This is a genomic window from Rhizobium sp. Root1203 (assembly GCF_001424945.1).
Classification (GTDB): Bacteria; Pseudomonadota; Alphaproteobacteria; order Rhizobiales; family Rhizobiaceae; genus Rhizobium.
In genome coordinates this window covers 1-18,177 of record NZ_LMCW01000032.1, presented here as the reverse complement: position 1 = coordinate 18,177, position 18,177 = coordinate 1, and the positions used below count along the sequence as shown (strand labels likewise).

The 18,177-nt window shown below is 58.7% G+C and carries 20 protein-coding genes and 3 pseudogenes; 10 read left to right on the top strand and 13 right to left on the bottom strand.

Annotated elements, in window-relative coordinates; genetic code table 11:
• Window positions 1–20 precede the first annotated feature (20 nt).
• On the bottom strand, window positions 21–350 hold the full coding sequence (locus ASC97_RS33450) for a hypothetical protein (RefSeq protein ID WP_244481576.1): 330 nt from the start codon (window positions 348–350) through the stop codon (window positions 21–23).
• A gap of 111 nt (window positions 351–461) precedes the next feature.
• Between ASC97_RS33450 and ASC97_RS24145 the strand changes: the two are divergent.
• The 3 genes and pseudogenes from ASC97_RS24145 to maiA all read left to right on the top strand — a co-directional run.
• Window positions 462–1,207: pseudogene (locus ASC97_RS24145) on the top strand (IS6 family transposase); the annotation flags it as partial.
• Between the two features lie 167 nt (window positions 1,208–1,374).
• Complete coding sequence (gene plsY / locus ASC97_RS24140) at window positions 1,375–2,007, top strand: glycerol-3-phosphate 1-O-acyltransferase PlsY (RefSeq protein WP_057470882.1); 633 nt, start codon at window positions 1,375–1,377, stop codon at window positions 2,005–2,007.
• 6 nt (window positions 2,008–2,013) lie between these two features.
• Window positions 2,014–2,655, top strand: coding sequence for a maleylacetoacetate isomerase (gene maiA, locus ASC97_RS24135; RefSeq protein ID WP_057470881.1), 642 nt, complete (start codon window positions 2,014–2,016; stop codon window positions 2,653–2,655).
• Between the two features lie 232 nt (window positions 2,656–2,887).
• Here maiA and ASC97_RS33445 read toward each other — a convergent pair.
• Together ASC97_RS33445 and ASC97_RS24125 are read right to left on the bottom strand one after the other, a co-directional pair.
• Window positions 2,888–3,062 (bottom strand): annotated as a pseudogene (locus tag ASC97_RS33445) (ATP-binding protein); the annotation flags it as partial.
• 380 nt (window positions 3,063–3,442) lie between these two features.
• On the bottom strand, window positions 3,443–4,093 hold the full coding sequence (locus ASC97_RS24125) for a hypothetical protein (protein ID WP_057470879.1): 651 nt from the start codon (window positions 4,091–4,093) through the stop codon (window positions 3,443–3,445).
• Window positions 4,094–4,630: 537 nt separating this feature from the next.
• Here ASC97_RS24125 and ASC97_RS24120 point away from each other — a divergent pair.
• Entirely contained in the window at window positions 4,631–5,557 is a 927-nt protein-coding gene (locus ASC97_RS24120) for an ArdC family protein (RefSeq protein ID WP_057470878.1), read from the top strand.
• A gap of 393 nt (window positions 5,558–5,950) precedes the next feature.
• Here ASC97_RS24120 and ASC97_RS24115 read toward each other — a convergent pair whose 3' ends face one another.
• From ASC97_RS24115 to traC, 6 genes are all read right to left on the bottom strand, one after another.
• Window positions 5,951–6,229 carry an HU family DNA-binding protein gene (locus ASC97_RS24115; protein ID WP_057470877.1) on the bottom strand — a complete coding sequence of 93 codons (279 nt, stop codon included), beginning with the start codon at window positions 6,227–6,229 and terminating at the stop codon, window positions 5,951–5,953.
• 119 nt (window positions 6,230–6,348) lie between these two features.
• Entirely contained in the window at window positions 6,349–6,654 is a 306-nt protein-coding gene (locus tag ASC97_RS24110; protein ID WP_057470891.1) for a WGR domain-containing protein, read from the bottom strand.
• Window positions 6,655–6,862: 208 nt separating this feature from the next.
• Entirely contained in the window at window positions 6,863–7,060 is a 198-nt protein-coding gene (locus ASC97_RS24105; RefSeq protein ID WP_057470876.1) for a hypothetical protein, read from the bottom strand.
• A gap of 16 nt (window positions 7,061–7,076) precedes the next feature.
• Window positions 7,077–9,029 carry a Ti-type conjugative transfer system protein TraG gene (traG, locus tag ASC97_RS24100; protein WP_057470875.1) on the bottom strand — a complete coding sequence of 651 codons (1,953 nt, stop codon included), beginning with the start codon at window positions 9,027–9,029 and terminating at the stop codon, window positions 7,077–7,079.
• On the bottom strand, window positions 9,019–9,231 hold the full coding sequence (gene traD, locus ASC97_RS24095; RefSeq protein WP_028744237.1) for a conjugal transfer protein TraD: 213 nt from the start codon (window positions 9,229–9,231) through the stop codon (window positions 9,019–9,021). The genes traG and traD overlap by 11 nt, the downstream gene beginning before the upstream one ends.
• Before the next feature lie 4 nt (window positions 9,232–9,235).
• Complete coding sequence (traC, locus tag ASC97_RS24090) at window positions 9,236–9,508, bottom strand: conjugal transfer protein TraC (protein ID WP_057470874.1); 273 nt, start codon at window positions 9,506–9,508, stop codon at window positions 9,236–9,238.
• Window positions 9,509–9,772: 264 nt separating this feature from the next.
• Here traC and traA point away from each other — a divergent pair, with 264 nt between their 5' ends.
• From traA to ASC97_RS24070, 4 genes are read left to right on the top strand one after another with little or no spacing between them, the layout of a single operon-like run.
• Window positions 9,773–13,096: a Ti-type conjugative transfer relaxase TraA gene (traA, locus tag ASC97_RS24085; protein ID WP_057470873.1), complete on the top strand. Its 3,324-nt coding sequence runs from the start codon at window positions 9,773–9,775 to the stop codon at window positions 13,094–13,096.
• The gene (gene traF / locus ASC97_RS24080) at window positions 13,093–13,659 is read left to right on the top strand and encodes a conjugative transfer signal peptidase TraF (protein ID WP_057470872.1); all 567 of its coding nucleotides are present in this window, start codon (window positions 13,093–13,095) and stop codon (window positions 13,657–13,659) included. Before traA ends, traF begins: the two co-directional genes overlap by 4 nt.
• The gene (locus tag ASC97_RS24075) at window positions 13,649–14,815 is read left to right on the top strand and encodes a conjugal transfer protein TraB (protein WP_057470871.1); all 1,167 of its coding nucleotides are present in this window, start codon (window positions 13,649–13,651) and stop codon (window positions 14,813–14,815) included. Before traF ends, ASC97_RS24075 begins: the two co-directional genes overlap by 11 nt.
• Before the next feature lie 15 nt (window positions 14,816–14,830).
• Window positions 14,831–15,448, top strand: coding sequence for a TraH family protein (locus ASC97_RS24070; protein ID WP_057470870.1), 618 nt, complete (start codon window positions 14,831–14,833; stop codon window positions 15,446–15,448).
• Between the two features lie 22 nt (window positions 15,449–15,470).
• Here ASC97_RS24070 and ASC97_RS24065 read toward each other — a convergent pair whose 3' ends face one another.
• The 3 genes and pseudogenes from ASC97_RS24065 to ASC97_RS35685 form a co-directional block, all read right to left on the bottom strand.
• Window positions 15,471–16,088, bottom strand: coding sequence for a hypothetical protein (locus ASC97_RS24065; RefSeq protein ID WP_057470869.1), 618 nt, complete (start codon window positions 16,086–16,088; stop codon window positions 15,471–15,473).
• Window positions 16,085–16,264 carry a hypothetical protein gene (locus ASC97_RS24060; protein ID WP_057470868.1) on the bottom strand — a complete coding sequence of 60 codons (180 nt, stop codon included), beginning with the start codon at window positions 16,262–16,264 and terminating at the stop codon, window positions 16,085–16,087. The genes ASC97_RS24065 and ASC97_RS24060 overlap by 4 nt, the downstream gene beginning before the upstream one ends.
• Before the next feature lie 158 nt (window positions 16,265–16,422).
• Window positions 16,423–16,667, bottom strand: a pseudogene (locus ASC97_RS35685) (four-helix bundle copper-binding protein).
• Window positions 16,668–17,142: 475 nt separating this feature from the next.
• Between ASC97_RS35685 and ASC97_RS34260 the strand changes: the two are divergent.
• Together ASC97_RS34260 and ASC97_RS24045 are read left to right on the top strand one after the other, a co-directional pair.
• On the top strand, window positions 17,143–17,451 hold the full coding sequence (locus tag ASC97_RS34260) for a hypothetical protein (RefSeq protein WP_156390451.1): 309 nt from the start codon (window positions 17,143–17,145) through the stop codon (window positions 17,449–17,451).
• A 35-nt stretch (window positions 17,452–17,486) separates the two neighbouring features.
• Entirely contained in the window at window positions 17,487–17,948 is a 462-nt protein-coding gene (locus ASC97_RS24045; protein WP_057470866.1) for a hypothetical protein, read from the top strand.
• On the opposite strand, the gene ASC97_RS24040 is transcribed toward ASC97_RS24045, so the two are convergent.
• A partial coding sequence (locus tag ASC97_RS24040) for a hypothetical protein (RefSeq protein ID WP_210171779.1) occupies window positions 17,945–18,177 on the bottom strand: 233 nt, incomplete at its 5' end. The two genes, ASC97_RS24045 and ASC97_RS24040, sit on opposite strands and share 4 nt — an antisense overlap.

Below are 18,177 nucleotides of genomic sequence, written 5' to 3'. Positions count from 1 at the left end.
GACAGACATTTGCGACGAAATCACGCCGCGAGTGACATGCCCTCGGCTTTACGTTCCACGAGCGCCCAAATGTGGTTGAACGGATCGAGGATCGTGGCCACGCCGCGACCCATCATGTCAGTCTGGATTTCGTCGCGGATCACAGCTCCGGCCGCAAGGGCGTGCTGCATCACACCTTCAATGTCGCCAACTTTGAGCTGGAAAATCGTGCTGACCGCCCCCGGTTTCTTTCGGAAAGAATGGGCCGCCGTAGGATGGGGACTTTTCGCGATTGGGGTTGGAGCCGGCGACCCATACCGGCAGATTTCCGAACCGCATTTCGCCAGCCGCCAGAGCGCCATCAATGTCATTGGTGTTCTCTTCCTGCGCGCCAAAGGCGGCGGCATAGAAATCAGCGGGCTATGTTGCAAAAATCCCGTTGATGTCAGAAAGAACGCCGAGGATTTTCAGCGAGATTTTTGATGAGCGATTTCAAGTGGCGTCAATTTCAGGGTGAAGTGATTTTGTGGGCGGTGCGATGGTATTGCCGCTACGGGGTCAGCTACCGCGATCTTGAGCAGGTGATGGGCGAACGGGGTGTGCCCGTCGATCATTCCACGATTTATCGTTGGGTTCAAAGATATGCGCCGGAGATTGAAAAGCGGTTTCGATGGCACTGGCGCCGGCCGCATTCAACGAGTTGGCGCGTTGATGAAACCTATGTGAGAGTTCGCGGACAATGGACGTATCTTTACCGGGCCGTCGTCAAATTCGGCAACACGATCGATTTCTATCTGTCACCGACCCGCAATGCCAAAGCGGCCAAGCGCTTTCTCAGCAAGGCCTTGAATGGCCTGAAGGACTGGGAAAAGCCAACTGTCATCAACACCGACAGGGCTCCGACTTATGGCATTGCCATTGCGCAATTGAAGGCCGAAGGCAAATGTCCCGGAGACCTTGTGCACCGGCAGGTCAATATCTAAACAACGTCATTGAGGCCGATCACGGCAAGCTGAAGCAACGGATCAAACCGGTGAGAGGGTTCAAGACGCTGAAAACGGCCTATGCGACGATCAAAGGTTTCGAGGTCATGCGCGCTTTGCGCAAAGGACAGGCTGCGATTTTCAACCTGACGGGCGACGTCCTTGGAGAAGCACGCATTGTTGAACGTGCTTTCGGCATCGGACCAAGCGCGCTGACGGAAGCGGTAGCACTGCTCGCTCATAATCGAAAACCGCCAGGCTGCCAGGTAATCGACATCCCAACCAACGGCCACTATAACCAAAATGGAAATTTGCAACAGAGCCCAAAAACTGCTGCTCGACCGCGGCAAGCGGTCAACGACATAGACGACGAAGAGCGTTTGTTTGAAATCAAAATGTTGAAGGGACTCCCATGGCTTTTTGGATAGCAAATGCGGCTGGGCTGGTGATCGCCTATCTTTTAGGCTCTATTCCAACGGGATATCTGGCGGGGAAGCTGCTCAAGGGTATCGATATTCGGGAGCACGGCTCCAAATCCACCGGTGCAACGAATGTATTGCGGACACTTGGCAAGCTCCCTGCTGCGGTGGTCCTCGCAACAGATTTGCTGAAAGGTGCCGTAGCTGTCGCCGTTGCTCGCTGGTTGTCGAGCGCGCCGCCGCCAGCTCTGGAACTGCAAGCCTGGGAGCCTTGGGCTGTTTGTCTGGCCGGACTTACTGCATTGTTGGGGCATAGTCGTTCAATTTGGCTGAATTTTACAGGGGGGAAATCCGCCGCAACCGGGCTGGGGGTGTTATTGGCTATGTCCTGGCAAGTAGGTGTAGGTACGGCGGTAGTGTTTGGTGCCACGCTGGCTATCGATAGAATCGTTTCCCTCAGTTCGATGCTTGCAGCGTTGGCGGCAATAGCTCTCGTTTTCGGGATCGAGCAACCGCTACCCTATCGATTGCTGGTGATCGCCGGCGCTATTTACGTGATTGCTCGCCATCGTGCCAACATTCAACGGCTATTGTCTGGGACAGAGCCGCGTCTGGGGGCAAAGTAGTCCAAAATGACGATGTTGCGCTTATACACTCGATATCAAAACTCCGCCGGTCAACGTGTTCGGATCGTGCTCAACCTCAAGGGCCTACAGTATGAATACGTGGCGATACCTTCCCTGTCCTCGCCAGACTATCGCAAAATCAATCCGCAAGGGCTGATGCCTGCTCTGGAAATTGATGGATGCGTAGTCACGCAGTCGATGGCGATCATGGAGTTGCTCGAAGAACTCTTCCCAGAACCCAGTATTTTGCCTACCGATCCGGTACTTAAGGCTAACGTGAGAGCGTTTGCCAACGTCATCACATCTGATCTGCATCCAATCAATAACAACCGCATACGGCGATATTTAGGAGACGTTCTCAAAGCTGACGAGACAGAAATTCGAATGTGGTATCGCCATTGGCTTAGCGAAGCCCTGACGAGTTTGGAACTCCAACTCTCGCGACAGCCGACACGATTCCAATTCTGTTTTGCAGATCGTCCGGGGTTGGCCGAGGCATGCCTCGTCCCTCAGATGGACAATGCACGCAGGTTCGAGTGCGACTTATCAGCGTATCCTCGCTTGCTTGCCGTCGATAGTGAATGCCGAAAACTCAATGAGTTCATTCGGGCGGCACCACAGGTGCAATCAGATTATCCGTCACTATGATACAAAAACGGTCTTTCGGAAGGCCAAGCCCTCTACCGTATATCTGTGCCCCTTTAATTCTTCAGGGGCCGACTCAGGCTTCATGCGGTCGATTGCGAAGCTGATGTGCAGATTCCGATGAAGCCGCCCCTTCATTCCGAGATGATTGCGCCCCCGGATTCCGAGAATTAGCCGCCCCCTTGAGGCCGGGTCCTGCTCGTCTTGATTGTTGTCAGTCGTTGATCGTCAGGAGTCAAGATTTTCGAGTTTGATTTCGCCGCAAGCTTTCCCCTGACAGATCGATACGGTGTGCGTTGTGAACAAGGCGATCGAGGACGGCATCAGCGTAGGTTGGATTGCCGATGACCATGCCAGGTCGATACGGGAAGTTGACTTGTGATGATGGTGGAGCGCCGTGCGACTGGATCGATGCTCACGACAATCTCGCAATCTGCGGACCGTCCCGCCTCCGAAGTACGCTGTTCCCGGCGGCAATTGCCAGCGGAACCAGCATATCGAGCATATCGCAAAACACGGCCGGATGGCCTGGCAGGCCGAGACCGGCTGCACGCCAAGAACATCGAAAACCAGACCACCGAAACGCACATCGCCGCTAGCGCGCTGAACCGCATATCCGCCTTCGGACGCGCAAACTACGAGCGTGTCAGCTGATCATCTGCTGAAAAGCTTAATGCTGATTACGACCCGATCCGTGCAACACGGCCGTCAAACAGCATGTCCATCCGGCAATGATCGCGCATTGCCAGGACGGATCGATTAAGCGCCGGCAAACCGGCGTTTGAAGAGGTTACGAATGGCCGAGGCGTTTGCGAAGATCAGCGTTCTCGGTGCGCAGCTTTTCCGCTAACTGCTTTCTCAGCTCCTGGTTTTCTTCTTCAAGCTGAAGCAGATCGGCCAGCTCGTGTGCTGCAAGAGTACTCCCGGCCGCAGGTACCTCCTTAGGCACGCGCGTCTTACGCGGTTGCTTTGTCGCAACCTTTGCCTCTGCCACTGTAACAGGCTTTGCTACGCGTGGTTTCCTTGCAGGTTTTGCGGGTGTGGTCTTCTCATCGCCCGCGGCCATTTTCGGAGCAACAGTTTTGGCCTGACGTCCGCGGCGCTTTCTAGGTTCGGCTATCGGTGTCGCGGTCTCGATGCTTGTGTTGTCGGCACTTGGCATTGGGGCGGTTTCTTCGGCCATACGTTCCTCCTGTGGTGGCAGCACAGTTTTTGGCTGCTCGATGGTTTTAGTCAACATCTGCTCGCGTATTCGCAGGCTAGACGGAGCACTATTCGCGCTTTTCGCCGTCGCTTGAAGAACCTGACCCGATGCATCTGTTTCGACCTCGAGCGAAATGGCCTTGAGGTCAACGTTTCCCCAGATGGAGGTTGGCTTCGGGGCCTGTCGCCGGCTGCCTGATTTGAACTCGACCACGAAGTTCCTCTGTGGCTTTTTCATAAAGTTTAGTCCTTCGCGTTTGTCCGCCGAGTGGGCATGGCCTTTATTATCTGTAGGGGATGCCTGGCAACAAGATGAGAGTTTGGCCACCTTTACCGAAGTGTTGACCCTAAGTCATCACTGTGCCGGATATCCCTGCGGCGAGACAATCTGAAAATCCGCGCAAGGAAGAGTATGTTATCACGCGTCCAGGGTGGCTGGGACGGTCTCTCGTGGCAACTAGACCTCAAGATAGTGCGGTCTGCACTTCATGCAGTCACTGTTCTTACAGCGGGAAAAGACCGGCCGCCGCTCTCTCCCCCACAATCACATAATCGGGTTTCCCCGTCCTTCCGACTGAGCCGATGGCACATTCGTGCAGGATCAGACCTGGATCCGCGCGCGGACCAGGGCAGTCCGTTCCGGCGGGTGATCCCCCTCCCGATTTTCCGTTTGTCCCCCTCTCTCCCGACCGGATCGCCGGTTGCTCGGGAACAGGAGCGGGGCTCCTGCCCGATTGGCAGAGCTAGGCCGCTTCGCGAAAAACGGAGAAGCGACATGTCGAAGAGTTCAACGAAGACTACAGCACCACGTAGCGATGTGTATGAGCGCGTTACGGCTGCCATCGTGGCGAAGCTGGAACAAGGAACGCGGCCTTGGATGCAGCCGTGGGGCGCGGGTCAATCACCCATCCGGCCGCTTCGTTACAGTGGCGTTGCCTATCGCGGAATCAATACGGTGCTTTTGTGGATGACGGCGGCGGAGCGCGGCCTTCAGTCGGTATACTGGATGACATACAGTCAGGCTCAAGAGCTTGGTGCACAGGTCAGGAAGGGTGAGAAATCCAGCCTTGTCGTCTATTCGGGCGCAATTGAAAAGAAGGAGGACCACGAAGAGGGTAGGGAAAAGGAACGGCGTATTCCGTTTCTAAAGGGATATAGCGTTTTTTGTGCTGACCAAATCGAAGGCTTGCCAGAGCACTTCTATGCAAAGCCCGGACCCGACGCCTCCGACAAGAAAGATCGTCTTAAGAAAGCAGACGCCTTCTTTTCTAACCTGGGAGCGGATATCCGCGAAGGTGGTAACAATGCATTCTATAGCCCCACAGGCGACTTCATCCAGATGCCGCACTTCAATGCTTTCGTATCAGCGGAAGCCCATGCGACCACGCTCGCTCACGAAGCAATCCATTGGACCAAGGCAAAGTCTCGACTTGACCGGGATTTCGGCCGCAAGTCATGGGGCGATGAAGGTTATGCACGCGAGGAGTTGGTCGCCGAACTTGGAAGCGGTTTCTTTGCGGCAGACCTCGGCCTCTCCATTGAACCACGCGACGATCACGCCGCTTACATCAAGTCATGGTTGTCGGTTCTGAAGAATGACAAGCGCGCAATTTTTCAGGCGGCATCGTTTGCGGAAAAGGCCGTCACCTATCTCCACGATCTCCAGCCAAAACGAGACGAGCGAGCAGGGCAAGCTGAGTGACGCCTGTTCTATGGCTATTGGACCGGCCATCAGTGGCCGGTCCAATAGGTTTCCTGGGCACGAGACGGGGAATTTTCATGCCGACGCCGATCGAGAAGGCCCGGTGTCGAGTGGCGGGTTGGTCTTTTACGGCCGACGAACGACCGTCCCTCAGAATCTGGCGCGTAGCGCCTTCCGGTTATCAACCCCAAAGGGGCAAAGGCAGAATTCAGAAGAAATCTGTCGAAGCAGGCGGAGCCAGAACGCGCCCACACAGCGCTGTAGTGGCGGCGGAGCCTGTTGATAACCGGCGCGGCCGGACGGCCGCGTTCTTTTTACGAGCCAGCGAGCAACCGCCCTCCCGCGCCAATTGCAAAAAGCCGAGCAGCTCTGTTGGAAACCGGCGGCTGCCGCTTACTTGTTCAGAGCATCCTTGAGCGCTTTTGCGGGCGTGAAAGCTAGTTTCTTGGAAGCGGCGATTTTCATCGCTTCGCCGGTCGCGGGATTTCGGCCCTCACGCTCCGGCGAGGCTTTGACTTTGAACTTTCCAAATCCAGGAATGGATGTTTCAGCGTCGGAGGCTGCCGCGTCGGCTATCGCCTTGAACACGGCCTCGACGATGCCTTTTGCCTCGGCTTTTGTCAGGCCGTTGCCGGCTGCGATCTTGTCTGCAATCTCGTTGGTGGTGGTCATGCCATTTCCTTGTGTGTTCCAAATAGGGAATTGGTGGCAGACGAGTCAGGAGATGTCATCGACGCAATGCGGCAGAGCGCCTTCAAAATGGTGATTTCCACATGTTGTGAAAGAAAATCTCACAGCGGGGCACAGTTGGTGACGATAGAAGGAGCGGAACTATCAGATTCGCGGGCGGCGGCTGACGTTGTTCGATAGCCTCGGGCGCGCTTCTGTCGAGTCAGGTCCAGGAAGAGGGCAACGGCATCCTGTTCCCGCTCGAAGTGATGGATCAACGTCTGCCCTTTTGCGCCGATCCTGCCCCACCGTCGCGTCAGGCAGAGTTCACCAAACAGGTTGGCGTCGATCGACATCGAATAGAAGCGAGCCATATTCTTGGCGCGGTCTTTGCGTTCGACATAGAGCTGGTAAGGCTGTGCGATCATGGCCGAGAATCGCGCGTTCAGAGTCTGCGGTCCAACGACAATTATGAATCGGTTTCGGGCTATCGATTCAATCTGGTGAAGCTTTCCAAGCGTCACGTCTTGGGCGATCCGCCTTTGGCGTACGGCTCTATTCGCCACGGCGAACGAAGCCCGCAAGCGATCTCCGCCCATTCGGGTCACGATCCTCTCGCGGTCGCGGCGGCATTGATCAGTACCCGAGATAGCCGAGGATATCTGCGCCATAATATTCTCCCTCCCCATCGGCATGAGCAATGACCTCGCCAGTGGCTTCATCGACCAATGCCTTGTCATCTTCTCGGACGGCGGCTGTCACGTCGTGGATTCGGCATTCTTCGATTGCGTCTTCAGCCGAAACCTGCGCCTCACAGGCCTCCCAATATCGCATTATGATCCTTCCGCGTTCAGTTTGGCTCGGACGAAGCCGGGGCTTCGGTACGCTCAGCGCGCTGTTGAAACCTGTTTTCGCCGACGCAGGCCTTCATGTCCGGTCGACGGAACCAGATCGCGCGGCCGCATCGCAATGGTGCGTTGCCGGCGGTGAAGACGATCTGCTCGTCCGCACGCATGCGCAGGACTTCGTGCGGCTGGATCAGCTGCCTGGAGGCGAGCTGTTTCGAGCGGGTTCGTGACGACCCGCGCGATTGGAAACTGCGGCTGACCTGATCGATCTCGACTGTCGTGGTGCCGCATCGGCGCGAGATATAGTCGGCCGTTTCAGGATCGTTGATTGCCGCAAACGAGATCCAGCTGGCACTCTCGAACCACTTGCTGGATGCGTCGCGCCCACCATAGGTTTCCCGCAGTTGGCCGATCGACTGATAGATCATGGTCAGCGTAATGCCATATTTCCGGCCGGCGTCGCGCGCCGTCTCCAGCACCCGCATGTAGCCGAGCCTTGCGACCTCATCGAGGAGGAACAAGGCCCTCCCCTTGATCGCGCCGTCGCGGTTGTAGATCGCGTTGAGGAAGGAGCCGATGATGACGCGTGCCAGCCCGGAATGCGTCTCCAGGGTCTTGAGGTCGATGTTGATGAAGACGTCGGTTTCGCCGTCGGCCAGCGCCTCGGTGGAGAAGCTCGAGCCGGACACCAGTGCGCCGTAGTTCGTATAGCTCAGCCAATGTGTTTCCTTGATCGCATTGGCATAGACGCCGGAAAAGGTCTCGGGCGTCATGTTGACGAAGGCGGCGACATTCTCCTTCACGAAGTCGGACGCTGAATTGTCGTAGATCTCCTGCAGGCGCGCGCGGAGCTTTGGCTCCGGCTCTGAAAGATTGGATCGAACCTGACGTAATGTCTGGTGCTTCGCGTCCGTATGTCCGGACAGACAAACGTCGGCAATCATCGCGATCAGAAGCTGAAGACCGGATGCGCGAAAGAAGTCGTCGCGGACGCCAGTCGCGCGGCCGCTGTCGCTCATGATCCATGACGCGACGGCTGCGATATCCTCTTCCTTGGTGCCGCCGTGGCGACCGATCCAGTCGAGCGCGTTGAAGCCCGAGCCGGCGTTCTTCGGATCGAGGACGATCACACGCCGGCCTGCCTTGCGCCGGTGCTCCATCACCATCGGCGCCACCTCATTGGACGGATCGAGCACGACAAGAGAGCCGCCCCACTTGAGCGCCGTCGGGATCGTGACAGACGTGGTCTTGAAACCACCTGAACCGGCGAAAACGATCCCATGCGATGAGCCGAACGAGCCGTCGAAGCAGAGCAGCGGTGCGGAACCGCCCCTGCCCCAGGTCGTCGGCTCGCCTGGCCGAAACGACGTGGCCGCCGGATCGTCGCGATCGACGCGATATCGCTCGCCTATGACGATGCCTCCTGTTTGAGGAAAGAGCTTTTCGGCATCTTGCATCGTCATCCAGTCCGCTTCTCCGTGCAGGGCGCGTTTGCCCTGAATGCGCCTTGGCTCGCTTCGCGAAAACGCCGCATTGCCCATCCTCGCAACACGCAGCGCGAAGAATGTCGCGAGCAGCGCGGTGCTCGCTCCTGCGATGGTCGAAGGATCGGCAAAGGACAGAAGCGTCCTTCCCGTTGGGACTTGACCGGCAAAAGCCAGCAGGCGCGATCCCTCCCTAAGCGCTGCGACGGCGATGACACCGAGACCGCCCGCGGCAACGCTCCAGCCCGCGGTCTTGACATTGATCGATCCCCTCATGCCGAACAGAAACATGAGCCCACATGCCCCGGCGAGCGCATAGGGCAGTGCGAGCCCGATCCGCCCGAGCATCAGCTTCGACTGATCCGTCGTTCCAAATGCCGAGAGCCAGCGTTCGATGCCCGGGACAGCCACGGCGATTGCCAGCATGGCTACGGGTGGGATACCACCGACAAAGATCCTCTTAGGCGTCATCCGCGAATGCCTTTGCGCCGAGTTCACTCAGACGAGTGCGCTCCGCCTCGTCAGCCTTGATCCGCGCGCCGGCATCGATCAGAAGCCCGAGCAGGAGCGCGCGTTTCTCGTAACGCAAGCCTGCCTTGACGATCAGGCCGCCAAGCTCGATCTTTTCCCGCGCGTCCTTCTTGCGGGCTTCGGTCGCCGTCATCTTCTGCATTCGCTCACGCCTCCGCAGATTGGCCCGCAGCCTCGCCAGCGCCGTTCGGCGGCGTGGTCGCAGACTTGCGCCGGTGAGCGGGTTTCGTTTCTCCGCGAAACCGGTTGGCGACCTCTTCGAACGCCGACAGAAGTTCAGCCTCTTCGATCTCGATCTCTCCGAGCCCTGCCCGTATCGCGATACGCCCGATGCGCTCGGCGTCACGTGTTTCCGCCTGCTTGAGCTGCTCTTGCAGGCGAGCAATCTCCTCCCGGATCTTGGCAGTTGGCTTCTTCATGGGCGTCGCTTCCTCGTTGCCAATGGTTCGATGAAGACGAACCCTGCCCCGAATTTTCTCCCGCTGGAAAGGTGCAATGTTGCACCTCGCCAAAGCGTCAGCTTTTGGCGAATGATCCCGCCGTTCCGAAGGAGCGGATCCAAGGGCGCAATTATACGTCGCTGACGCGACGCCCTGCTCAAGGGCCCTGCCAATGGACTGCATTGGGCCAGCCGCTCTCGACGAACGCATTGAAATTGTTCGATCTAGGAGCTCGTTCTCGCCGTGGCCGTCCCGCATTTCTCAGTCAGCATCGTAGCTCGCGGTTCCGGCCGCAGCGCGGTGCTGTCGGCGGCCTACCGGCACTGCGCCAAGATGGAGTTCGAGCGGGAAGCCCGGACGATCGACTACGTCAGTAAGCAAGGGCTGCTGCATGAGGAGTTCGTCATTCCCGAAGACGCACCCGACTGGCTACGGTCGATGATGTCAGATCGTTCGGTCTCGGGTGCGTCGGAAGCCTTCTGGAACGAGGTCGAGGCCTTCGAGAAGCGCGCCGATGCGCAGCTCGCCAAGGACGTGACCATCGCCCTGCCGATCGAGCTTTCGAACGAACAGAACATTGCGTTGGTCCGCGACTTCGTCGAGCGCCACATCACCGCCAAAGGCATGGTCGCCGACTGGGTGTTTCATGATGCGCCGGGCAATCCGCATATTCACCTGATGACAACCTTGCGGCCGCTAACCCAAGACGGGTTCGGCGCTAAGAAGGTCGCGGTTCTGGGGCCAAACGGCAAACCGGTTCGCAACGAAGCTGGCAAGATCGTCTATGAGCTATGGGCGGGAAGCGCCGACGACTTCAACGCGTTTCGCGACGGCTGGTTCGCCTGCCAGAACCGGCACCTGGCGCTCGCCGGCCTCGACATCCGCATCGATGGCCGCTCCTTCGAGAAGCAGGGGATAGAACTGACGCCGACCATTCATCTTGGCGTTGGGACGAAGGCGATCGAGCGGAAGGGCGCCAATACAGCCGGATGGGAGGAGGAGAAGGTCGCGCTCGAGCGGCTGGAGCTGCAGGAGGAGCGCCGCGCCGAGAACGCCCGGCGGATCCAGCGCAATCCGGAGACCGTTCTGGACCTGATGACCCGCGAGAAGAGCGTCTTCGACGAACGCGATATCGCCAAGATCCTCTATCGCTACATCGACGATGCGGCGCTCTTCCAGAACCTGATGGCGCAAATCCTGCAGAGCCGGCAAACGCTCCGGCTCGATCGCGAGCGCATGGATCTCGTCACAGGCGTCAGGGCGCCGCCGAAGTACACAACGCGGGAGCTTATCCGGCTTGAAGCCGAGATGGCCAACCGTGCGGTCTCACTGTCCAAGCGCGCCTCTCACGGTGTCAGCAAAGCAGGTCTGAGCAGCGTATTCACGCGGCATGATCGCCTGTCGGATGAGCAGCGAACCGCTATCGAACATGTCGCAGGTCCGGAGCGGATCGCCGCTGTGATCGGCCGTGCCGGCGCCGGCAAGACGACGATGATGAAGGCGGCACGCGAAGCCTGGGAAGCGGCCGGCTATCGCGTTGTCGGTGGGGCACTTGCCGGCAAAGCGGCCGAGGGTCTCGAGGAGGAAGCCGGTATCGGCTCTCGCACCTTGTCGTCCTGGGAACTTCGCTGGAGCCAGGGCCGCAACCAGCTGGACGACAAGACGATCTTCGTACTCGACGAGGCTGGCATGGTCTCTTCCAGACAGATGGCGCTTTTGGTCGAGACGGTCACAAAGGCTGGGGCAAAACTCGTCCTTGTCGGCGATCCAGAACAGCTGCAGCCGATCGAAGCGGGAGCAGCGTTTCGAGCCATTGCCGATCGTATCGGCTACGCGGAACTGGAGACGATCTATCGCCAGCGCGAACAATGGATGCGCGATGCATCGCTCGACTTGGCCCGCGGAAATATCGGCGCGGCTGTAGAAGCCTATCAAGCGGCCGGCAGGTTTGTAGGCTCGGATCTCAAGGAGGAAGCCGTCAGTGACCTGATCGCCGATTGGAGCCGGGACTACGATCCGGCCAAGTCCTCCCTCATCCTCGCGCACCTGCGCCGAGACGTTCGGATGCTCAACGAGCGTGCCCGCGAGAAACTGATCGAGCGAGGACTTCTCGACGGCGGTCATGCCTTCAAGACGGCCGACGGCGACAGGACGTTTGCAGCCGGCGACCAGATTGTGTTCCTGAAGAACGAAAGCTCGCTCGGGGTCAAGAACGGCATGCTGGCCAAGGTCGTTCAAGTATCGTCTGGTCGGCTTGTGGCTGAGATCGGTGACGGCGAGCATGTACGTCAAGTGAGCGTCGAGCAGCGCTTCTACAACAATGTCGATCATGGCTACGCCATCACAGTGCATCGCAGCCAGGGAGCGACCGTCGATCAGGTCAAGGTCCTCGCTTCCCTCTCCCTCGACCGGCACCTGACCTATGTCGCAATGACCCGCCATCGCGAGGACCTCGCCGTCTATTACGGCGCTCGGTCCTTCGCCAAGGCCGGCGGGCTGATCAAGCTACTCTCCCGCTCCAATGCGAAGGAGACGACACTGGACTATACCGGCGCGCGCTTCTACGCGCAGGCACTTCGCTTTGCGCAAGCCCGTGGTCTGAACCTCGTCAACGTCGCCCGCACCATCGCCCACGATCACCTTCAATGGACCGTTCGACAAGCCGCAAAGCTTGTCGAACTCGGCGCACGTCTTGCCGCGGTCGCAGAGAAGCTCGGCCTCAGCACGGCCAAGCCAACCGCATCCCTATCATCGTCCGCCAAGGAGGTAAAACCCATGGTTTCAGGCACGACCACTTTCCCAAACTCGATTGGCCAAACGGTCGAAGACAAGCTCTCCGCCGACCCTGCGCTGAAAGCCGATTGGCAGGAGATCTCCGCGCGTTTCCACCACGTCTATGCCGACCCGCAGGCGGCCTTCAAAGCGGTCAACGTCGATGCCATGCTGGCGAATGAGGTGTCGGCCGGAACCACGATTGCCCGGATTGCCGAGCAGCCGGACAGCTTTGGCGCGCTGAAGGGGAAGACCGGTCTATTTGCAGGGAGCGTCGAGAAGCAGGCCCGCGATATAGCCCTGGTCAACGCCCCCGCGCTCGCTCGCGACCTTCAGGCCTTCATCTCGAAAAGATCGGAGGTCGCGAGCCGTTTTGAGGACGAGGAATGCGCGATCCGCACCAAGCTCTCGCTCGACATCCCCGCCCTCTCCGCATCCGCAATGCAGGTGCTTGAACGCGTGCGCGATGCCATCGATCGCAACGATATCCCGGCTGGGCTCGAATACGCCTTGGCCGACAGACAAGTGAAGGCCGAGCTCGAAGGTTTCGCTAAGGTCGTGGCTGAGCGCTTCGGGGAACGAACCTTCCTCCCGCTTGCTGCCAAGACCGCGGAAGGGAAGGCATTCGAAGCGATATCTGCCGGTATGAAGCCGACGCAGAAGAATGAGCTGCGATCTGCATGGGACACGATCCGGACCGTCCAGCAGTTGGCCGCTCACGAGCGGACTGCGATGGGGCTGACGCAGGCCGAAGCGATGCGGCAGACCCAGACGAAAGGGATGTCGCTGAAATGATCTCTCCCACGCACAGCGTTCCGCGTTTAGTCCGCCAACGGCAATCGGCCATTCTCCTTCTCGGCGCCTCTGGCTTCGCCGTGCTTGCCACGGCCGTCGCAGGACTTGCCGGCGGGTTGCGGATCAACACCACTCCCAGCGAGCCGCTCGGGATCTGGCGTGTCGTGTCTCTCGATCGTTCCGTTCAGCCAGGCGACATCGTATTCGTCTGCCCACCGCCCACGCCGCAGATCCTTGAGGGCAAAGCCAGAGGCTACCTGCGCTCGGGATCATGCCCGGGCGGCTTTGGACCGCTAATCAAGGCGGTGGCCGCGGTCGGTGGCCAGCGGGTCGATATCGCCGCTGAGGTGGTCGTCGATGGACGCAAAATCGAACACTCGCGCCTCGTCGGTCGAGATGGTCAAGGGCGACCCCTTCGACCCTATCGAGGCGGGACCGTCCCGGCTGACGAGGTCTTTCTCCACTCCCCTTTCGTTGGATCCTGGGACTCCCGATATTTCGGGCCGGTCCCAGTATCCGGCGTCCTCGGCCTCGCGAGGCCGGTGCTGACCTATGCGCCCTGAATGCCTGATTCGGTTCGTCCTCGTTCTAGCATCCGCCGCGTCAGGTTATCTCGGCTGGAGCGGCTATGCCCTGTCTCTGCCTGCGGCGATTGCCTTCCCCGCGCTGTGGTCGCTGGCGCGCAGTCGGGGGACCGCTGGCCTGGTTTCGGCCGCCTATTTTCTGGCGGCGTCGCGAGGATTGCCGCAAGGCGTTGCGGCTTTCTACCAATCCGACATCTGGCCGGGGCTGATATTGTGGCTGGTCGCTTCTAGCGGCTTCGTGCTTGTTCACACTGTGCTCTGGTCGCCTCGTTCCGACCGCTGGAAAGCCCTGCGTTATTTGATCGCGATGATCCTCATGGCTATTCCGCCGTTCGGGATCGTCGGATGGGCACATCCGCTCACAGCGGCCGGCATTCTCTTTCCCGGGTGGGGTTGGATCGGGCTTGCTGCAGTGGCAGCGGGTCTCGCAATCATGACGACGCGATATAGACCGGCTGCAGCCATGACCCTCGTAGGCTTCTGGCTCTGGTCCGCCGCATCATGGACCGCTCCGGACATAGGGCGGGGTTGGCAGGGCGTCGACCTGCAGCTCGGAAATAGTCTGGGGCGCGATAACAGTCTTGCTCGGCATCGTGATCTTGTTGCAACGCTGCGCTTACAGCGTCGACCCGACACCGCCTACATGCTCTTGCCTGAAAGCGCTCTGGGGTTTTGGACGCCGTCGGTCGAACGCCTGTGGCGGCAGCAGCTCGCCGAGGCCGATCTGAGCGTCATCGCCGGTGCGGCGGTCGTCGACCCGGACGGCTATGACAATGTGCTGGTTCGCGTCTCGGCCACCGAAAGTGAGATCCTCTATCGGGAACGCATGCCAGTGCCTGGCTCGATGTGGCAGCCGTGGCTTCCGTTTCTTGGCAGGAGCGGTGGTGCGCGGGCGAGCTTCTTCGCCAATCCCGTCGTTACTGTCGGCGAGCTCCGCGTCGCTCCGCTGATTTGCTACGAGCAACTCATCGTCTGGCCAATCTTGCAGTCCATGTTTCACGATCCAGACCTCGTCGTCGCCGTCGGAAACGACTGGTGGACCAAAGGGACGCCAATCATCGGTATACAGCGCGCCAGCGCCGTGGCTTGGGCACGGCTGTTCAACAAAACTCTCGTGATGTCCTTCAACACCTGATCTGGAGCAAAGACCATGGACGCTGCCCTCATTGCCAAATGCGCCGATCCAAGCCTTACCCCCGCTATCGTCGCGCAGTTCGTTTCGGCCGTCGGTTCCGACGATCCACTCGCCGTCACCGTGAAGGCTGACGGTCGGTTGATTCTCATCCCCAAACCGCGCTCGACCGACGAGGCGATGGGGGTGGTCAGAGACTATGTCGGTCATGCCGTCGTACGGGTCGGCATCACCCAGTTTCCGGCGGGTGTTGGTGTCGTCGACGCATCACAGCTTCAACCAGACATGTTCGACGCGTGCGCGAATTTGCGAACAGGGACGGGCATATTTGCAAAGGTCGCTCGGATCGTCACCAAATGGTATGGCCACCCGACAAATAAGGAGCTTCTTCCGCAGTTGGTCGACGATACGATCTACGCTTGGAAGACGGGCAGTTTCGAGGGCGACAACGTGTTCCGTACCCAAGATCCTGGTGGCCCGATTTTTATTGGTACACGCTCAGAACAGCCTACTGAAGGTGCGGATTCCGTGGCGCCTCCCTCGGAAAGCGAAGATGCCTCACAATCGACCGATCCGGATAAGGCTACGGAAGCAGGAATGAGGATCGATCTTTCGAGGATTGGCGGACAAAAATAACGAGCGCTGCGCACCGGCCAGCCTAGGGAGAAACCGGAGAGGTAAGCGCTGGCGTTTCGCCTCGCGGAAGGAAGAAGCCCTTGATACATGCGTCATTGCGAACGGCGATCTGCGTATGGGTACGCTCGTGGAAGCGAGCGCCATCGTAGATTTCATCACCTTCTGGGAACAGCCCCCGAACCGTGTCGAATGCCGGCAGGGTGGCTTCTTTAGTGATCTCGTGAAGGGAGTTGATAACGGCGCAATCCAGCTTCCGAACCAGTTTGTCCGAGTTTTTGTCACCTTTGGCATCGGAATTCACCGGCATTTTGCCGCCAGTGGCTTCGATCTGGCTTTTCAGCATGCGGTAGCTGGTTTGGATCAAAGGGACGTACTTCCGGGTAATGAGGTCTAGGCAGTTGCCGAGGTCGATAATTGCGCCGAGCACGAAGGGTTCTTTATAAGCGCCGGAGTGAGCTTTCAGCGTCGCCCATTCGAGCGCACGCTCGGGATCGTTTTCCCAAAAGTAAATGCCGGAACCAAGCCAATCATAGGCCTTTTCGCTCGGAAGAAGCGGCGATGCGCCAGTTAACGCAGCCATCCCCACGGCCTTGTCACAGCCGTGGTAGCCGAGAACGTATGCGGGATAATTTGAACTCAAGCGGCAGCCGCTTCCTCAGCCTCGTCGTCGCGCGCATATTCTGGAGCCAGTTTGCCATCAGCAGACACAATGCCAGCGTCCATCAGATGACGGCGTGCATCGTCCGGGGATTTCGCGGCGTCTTCTGCCCGCTTTTCCATGAGCGCGATGAGCGCCTCCAGTTGGATGTCTGTCATCGTCGAGGCCCTCCTGAGCTGGCACTTTATTACATGGATTCCCGCAAAAGGGCAAATTGGCGGGCTAGGCGCCAAGGATGACACTTTAACGCGGACCCTGAGGTCGTTCATTTTTGGCAGAGCGACAAGCAACGAGGAAGCCGGTGCGGCAGCCGAACTTAGGCCGCCATATTCTCACAGCTCTCGGCGCAGCTGCGGCAGGCGTCCACGCCGCTTTCCATGTCTCCAACGCGTTCGCAGCAGCAGCGCAATCGCGGCAGACTCGGAACATTCCCTGCAGGTATGCTTATGCTGCGGTCAACATGAGATGAGCGGAGGTCCTGTACGCGCAAGCCATCACAAGACGGAAGTGGTCGGGCTTGGTATGCTCGCCCCCAATCTCCAGGCATTGGGTCATCGCCATCGAAAGACACTACCGGTAGCATTCCAGGCAGTTATCGATGCAGCGCTTCATCTTTTCCGTCGCGGTGTGAACTGGCAAGGGAAAACAGATGGTGCGATCGATCGATCCAAGACGCGTGACACTCCGCCAATTCCAGTGGCCTTTTAAGGTAGTTGCCGTGTTGGGAACTCGCGTTGCGAAAACCACCGGAGGTCATGTGCGACCACACACAAAGGCCGTACATATGGAAGCAAGCGACCCGATCAAAACCCTTGCAACGCGGAGCCGTCCACATACGGAATTATGCAAAGTGAACACACGGCTGTCGGCTGTTGCTTGCCGCAGATGAGCAATATATCAATGGGTCTCCTTTGAAGAAGGCTGAGCATGCTGGTTGTGAATTCGCCCGCTGCTTGGCTTCCGGTGCTATCTTGCGACTGCAAGCTTTTAACCCTATCACTGCGATCCCAGATTTCCTGTGGGATTGGGTTCAAAATTGAAACGAAACCAAAGAAAGCCCATTCTCTTTATCGATTTCGACGGCACAATCTGCCACGATCGATACTGGCGCAGCCTTCCTCACATCAAGCAGGAAACTTTGCAAACTCATTTGTTTGGGAGGAACCGCCATCTTGATCTCGAGTGGATGCGGGGACTTCATAGTGCTGAGGAAATAAACACTCTGGTCGCTGTGGCACTCGAGATGCCCTATGAACAAGTTTGGGATATTTTCGTGACCGATTGCCAGTCCATGCATGTTTCCGGCATTGTGGAGCAGTTGCCACAAGATTCCGATAAGGGCTGATGCTATCTCCTGAGGGTACCTCAGGAGTGTTGCGTATGGTGGATGTGGTTGACGGATTGAAGGCGAAATTGGCCGAGATCAATTCCAAGATGGAAGAACTGCGGCGCGAGATCGTCGTTCTCGATGATCAGAGGGTGGCGTTCGAGACGGTGATCAAGGTCTACCAACCTGGCTTCGAACTAGCTGCGTCGCCCTCGAAGACCCGCCGCGCTTCCTCACGCGAAACGGCAAGCGGTCGAGTCACGGAACTTCTCAAGGGCAGAAACAACCGTCACATCGTGCTCGACATCCTGCGCCGCTCCGAGCGCCCGACGACGACAGCGGAGATTGCCGAGAAGTTCGCAAGCGAGGCGGACCTTGGAAGCGAAGCTGCACGGCTGGAGTCCGCCCTCACCAGCAGGTTCTCTGCAACGCTGAACGGCCTGGTAAGACAGGGTCTGGTTCGACAGGCTGGCACCACAGACGGCCGTCGCCACCTCTGGGAGGTCAGCCGCTAGTCCGGCGGCTCGCCCTGCAGCCAGACCTGGTCAACGATGTTTTGTGCGGCACACTGCCAGTAGCCGCAGAGGTTTCTCGAGGTCGGCCTGGAGGTGATGGTTCGCAGGAGATCGGCGAACTGCCAGCGCAGTTGTTGGTTTCCACGCAGAACTGAGCCGGTTGGGCGCATAATTTCCATTGAGAATTGAGCCATGTGAACCTTCCCCCCAACGCGGTGAGCGACGGGGG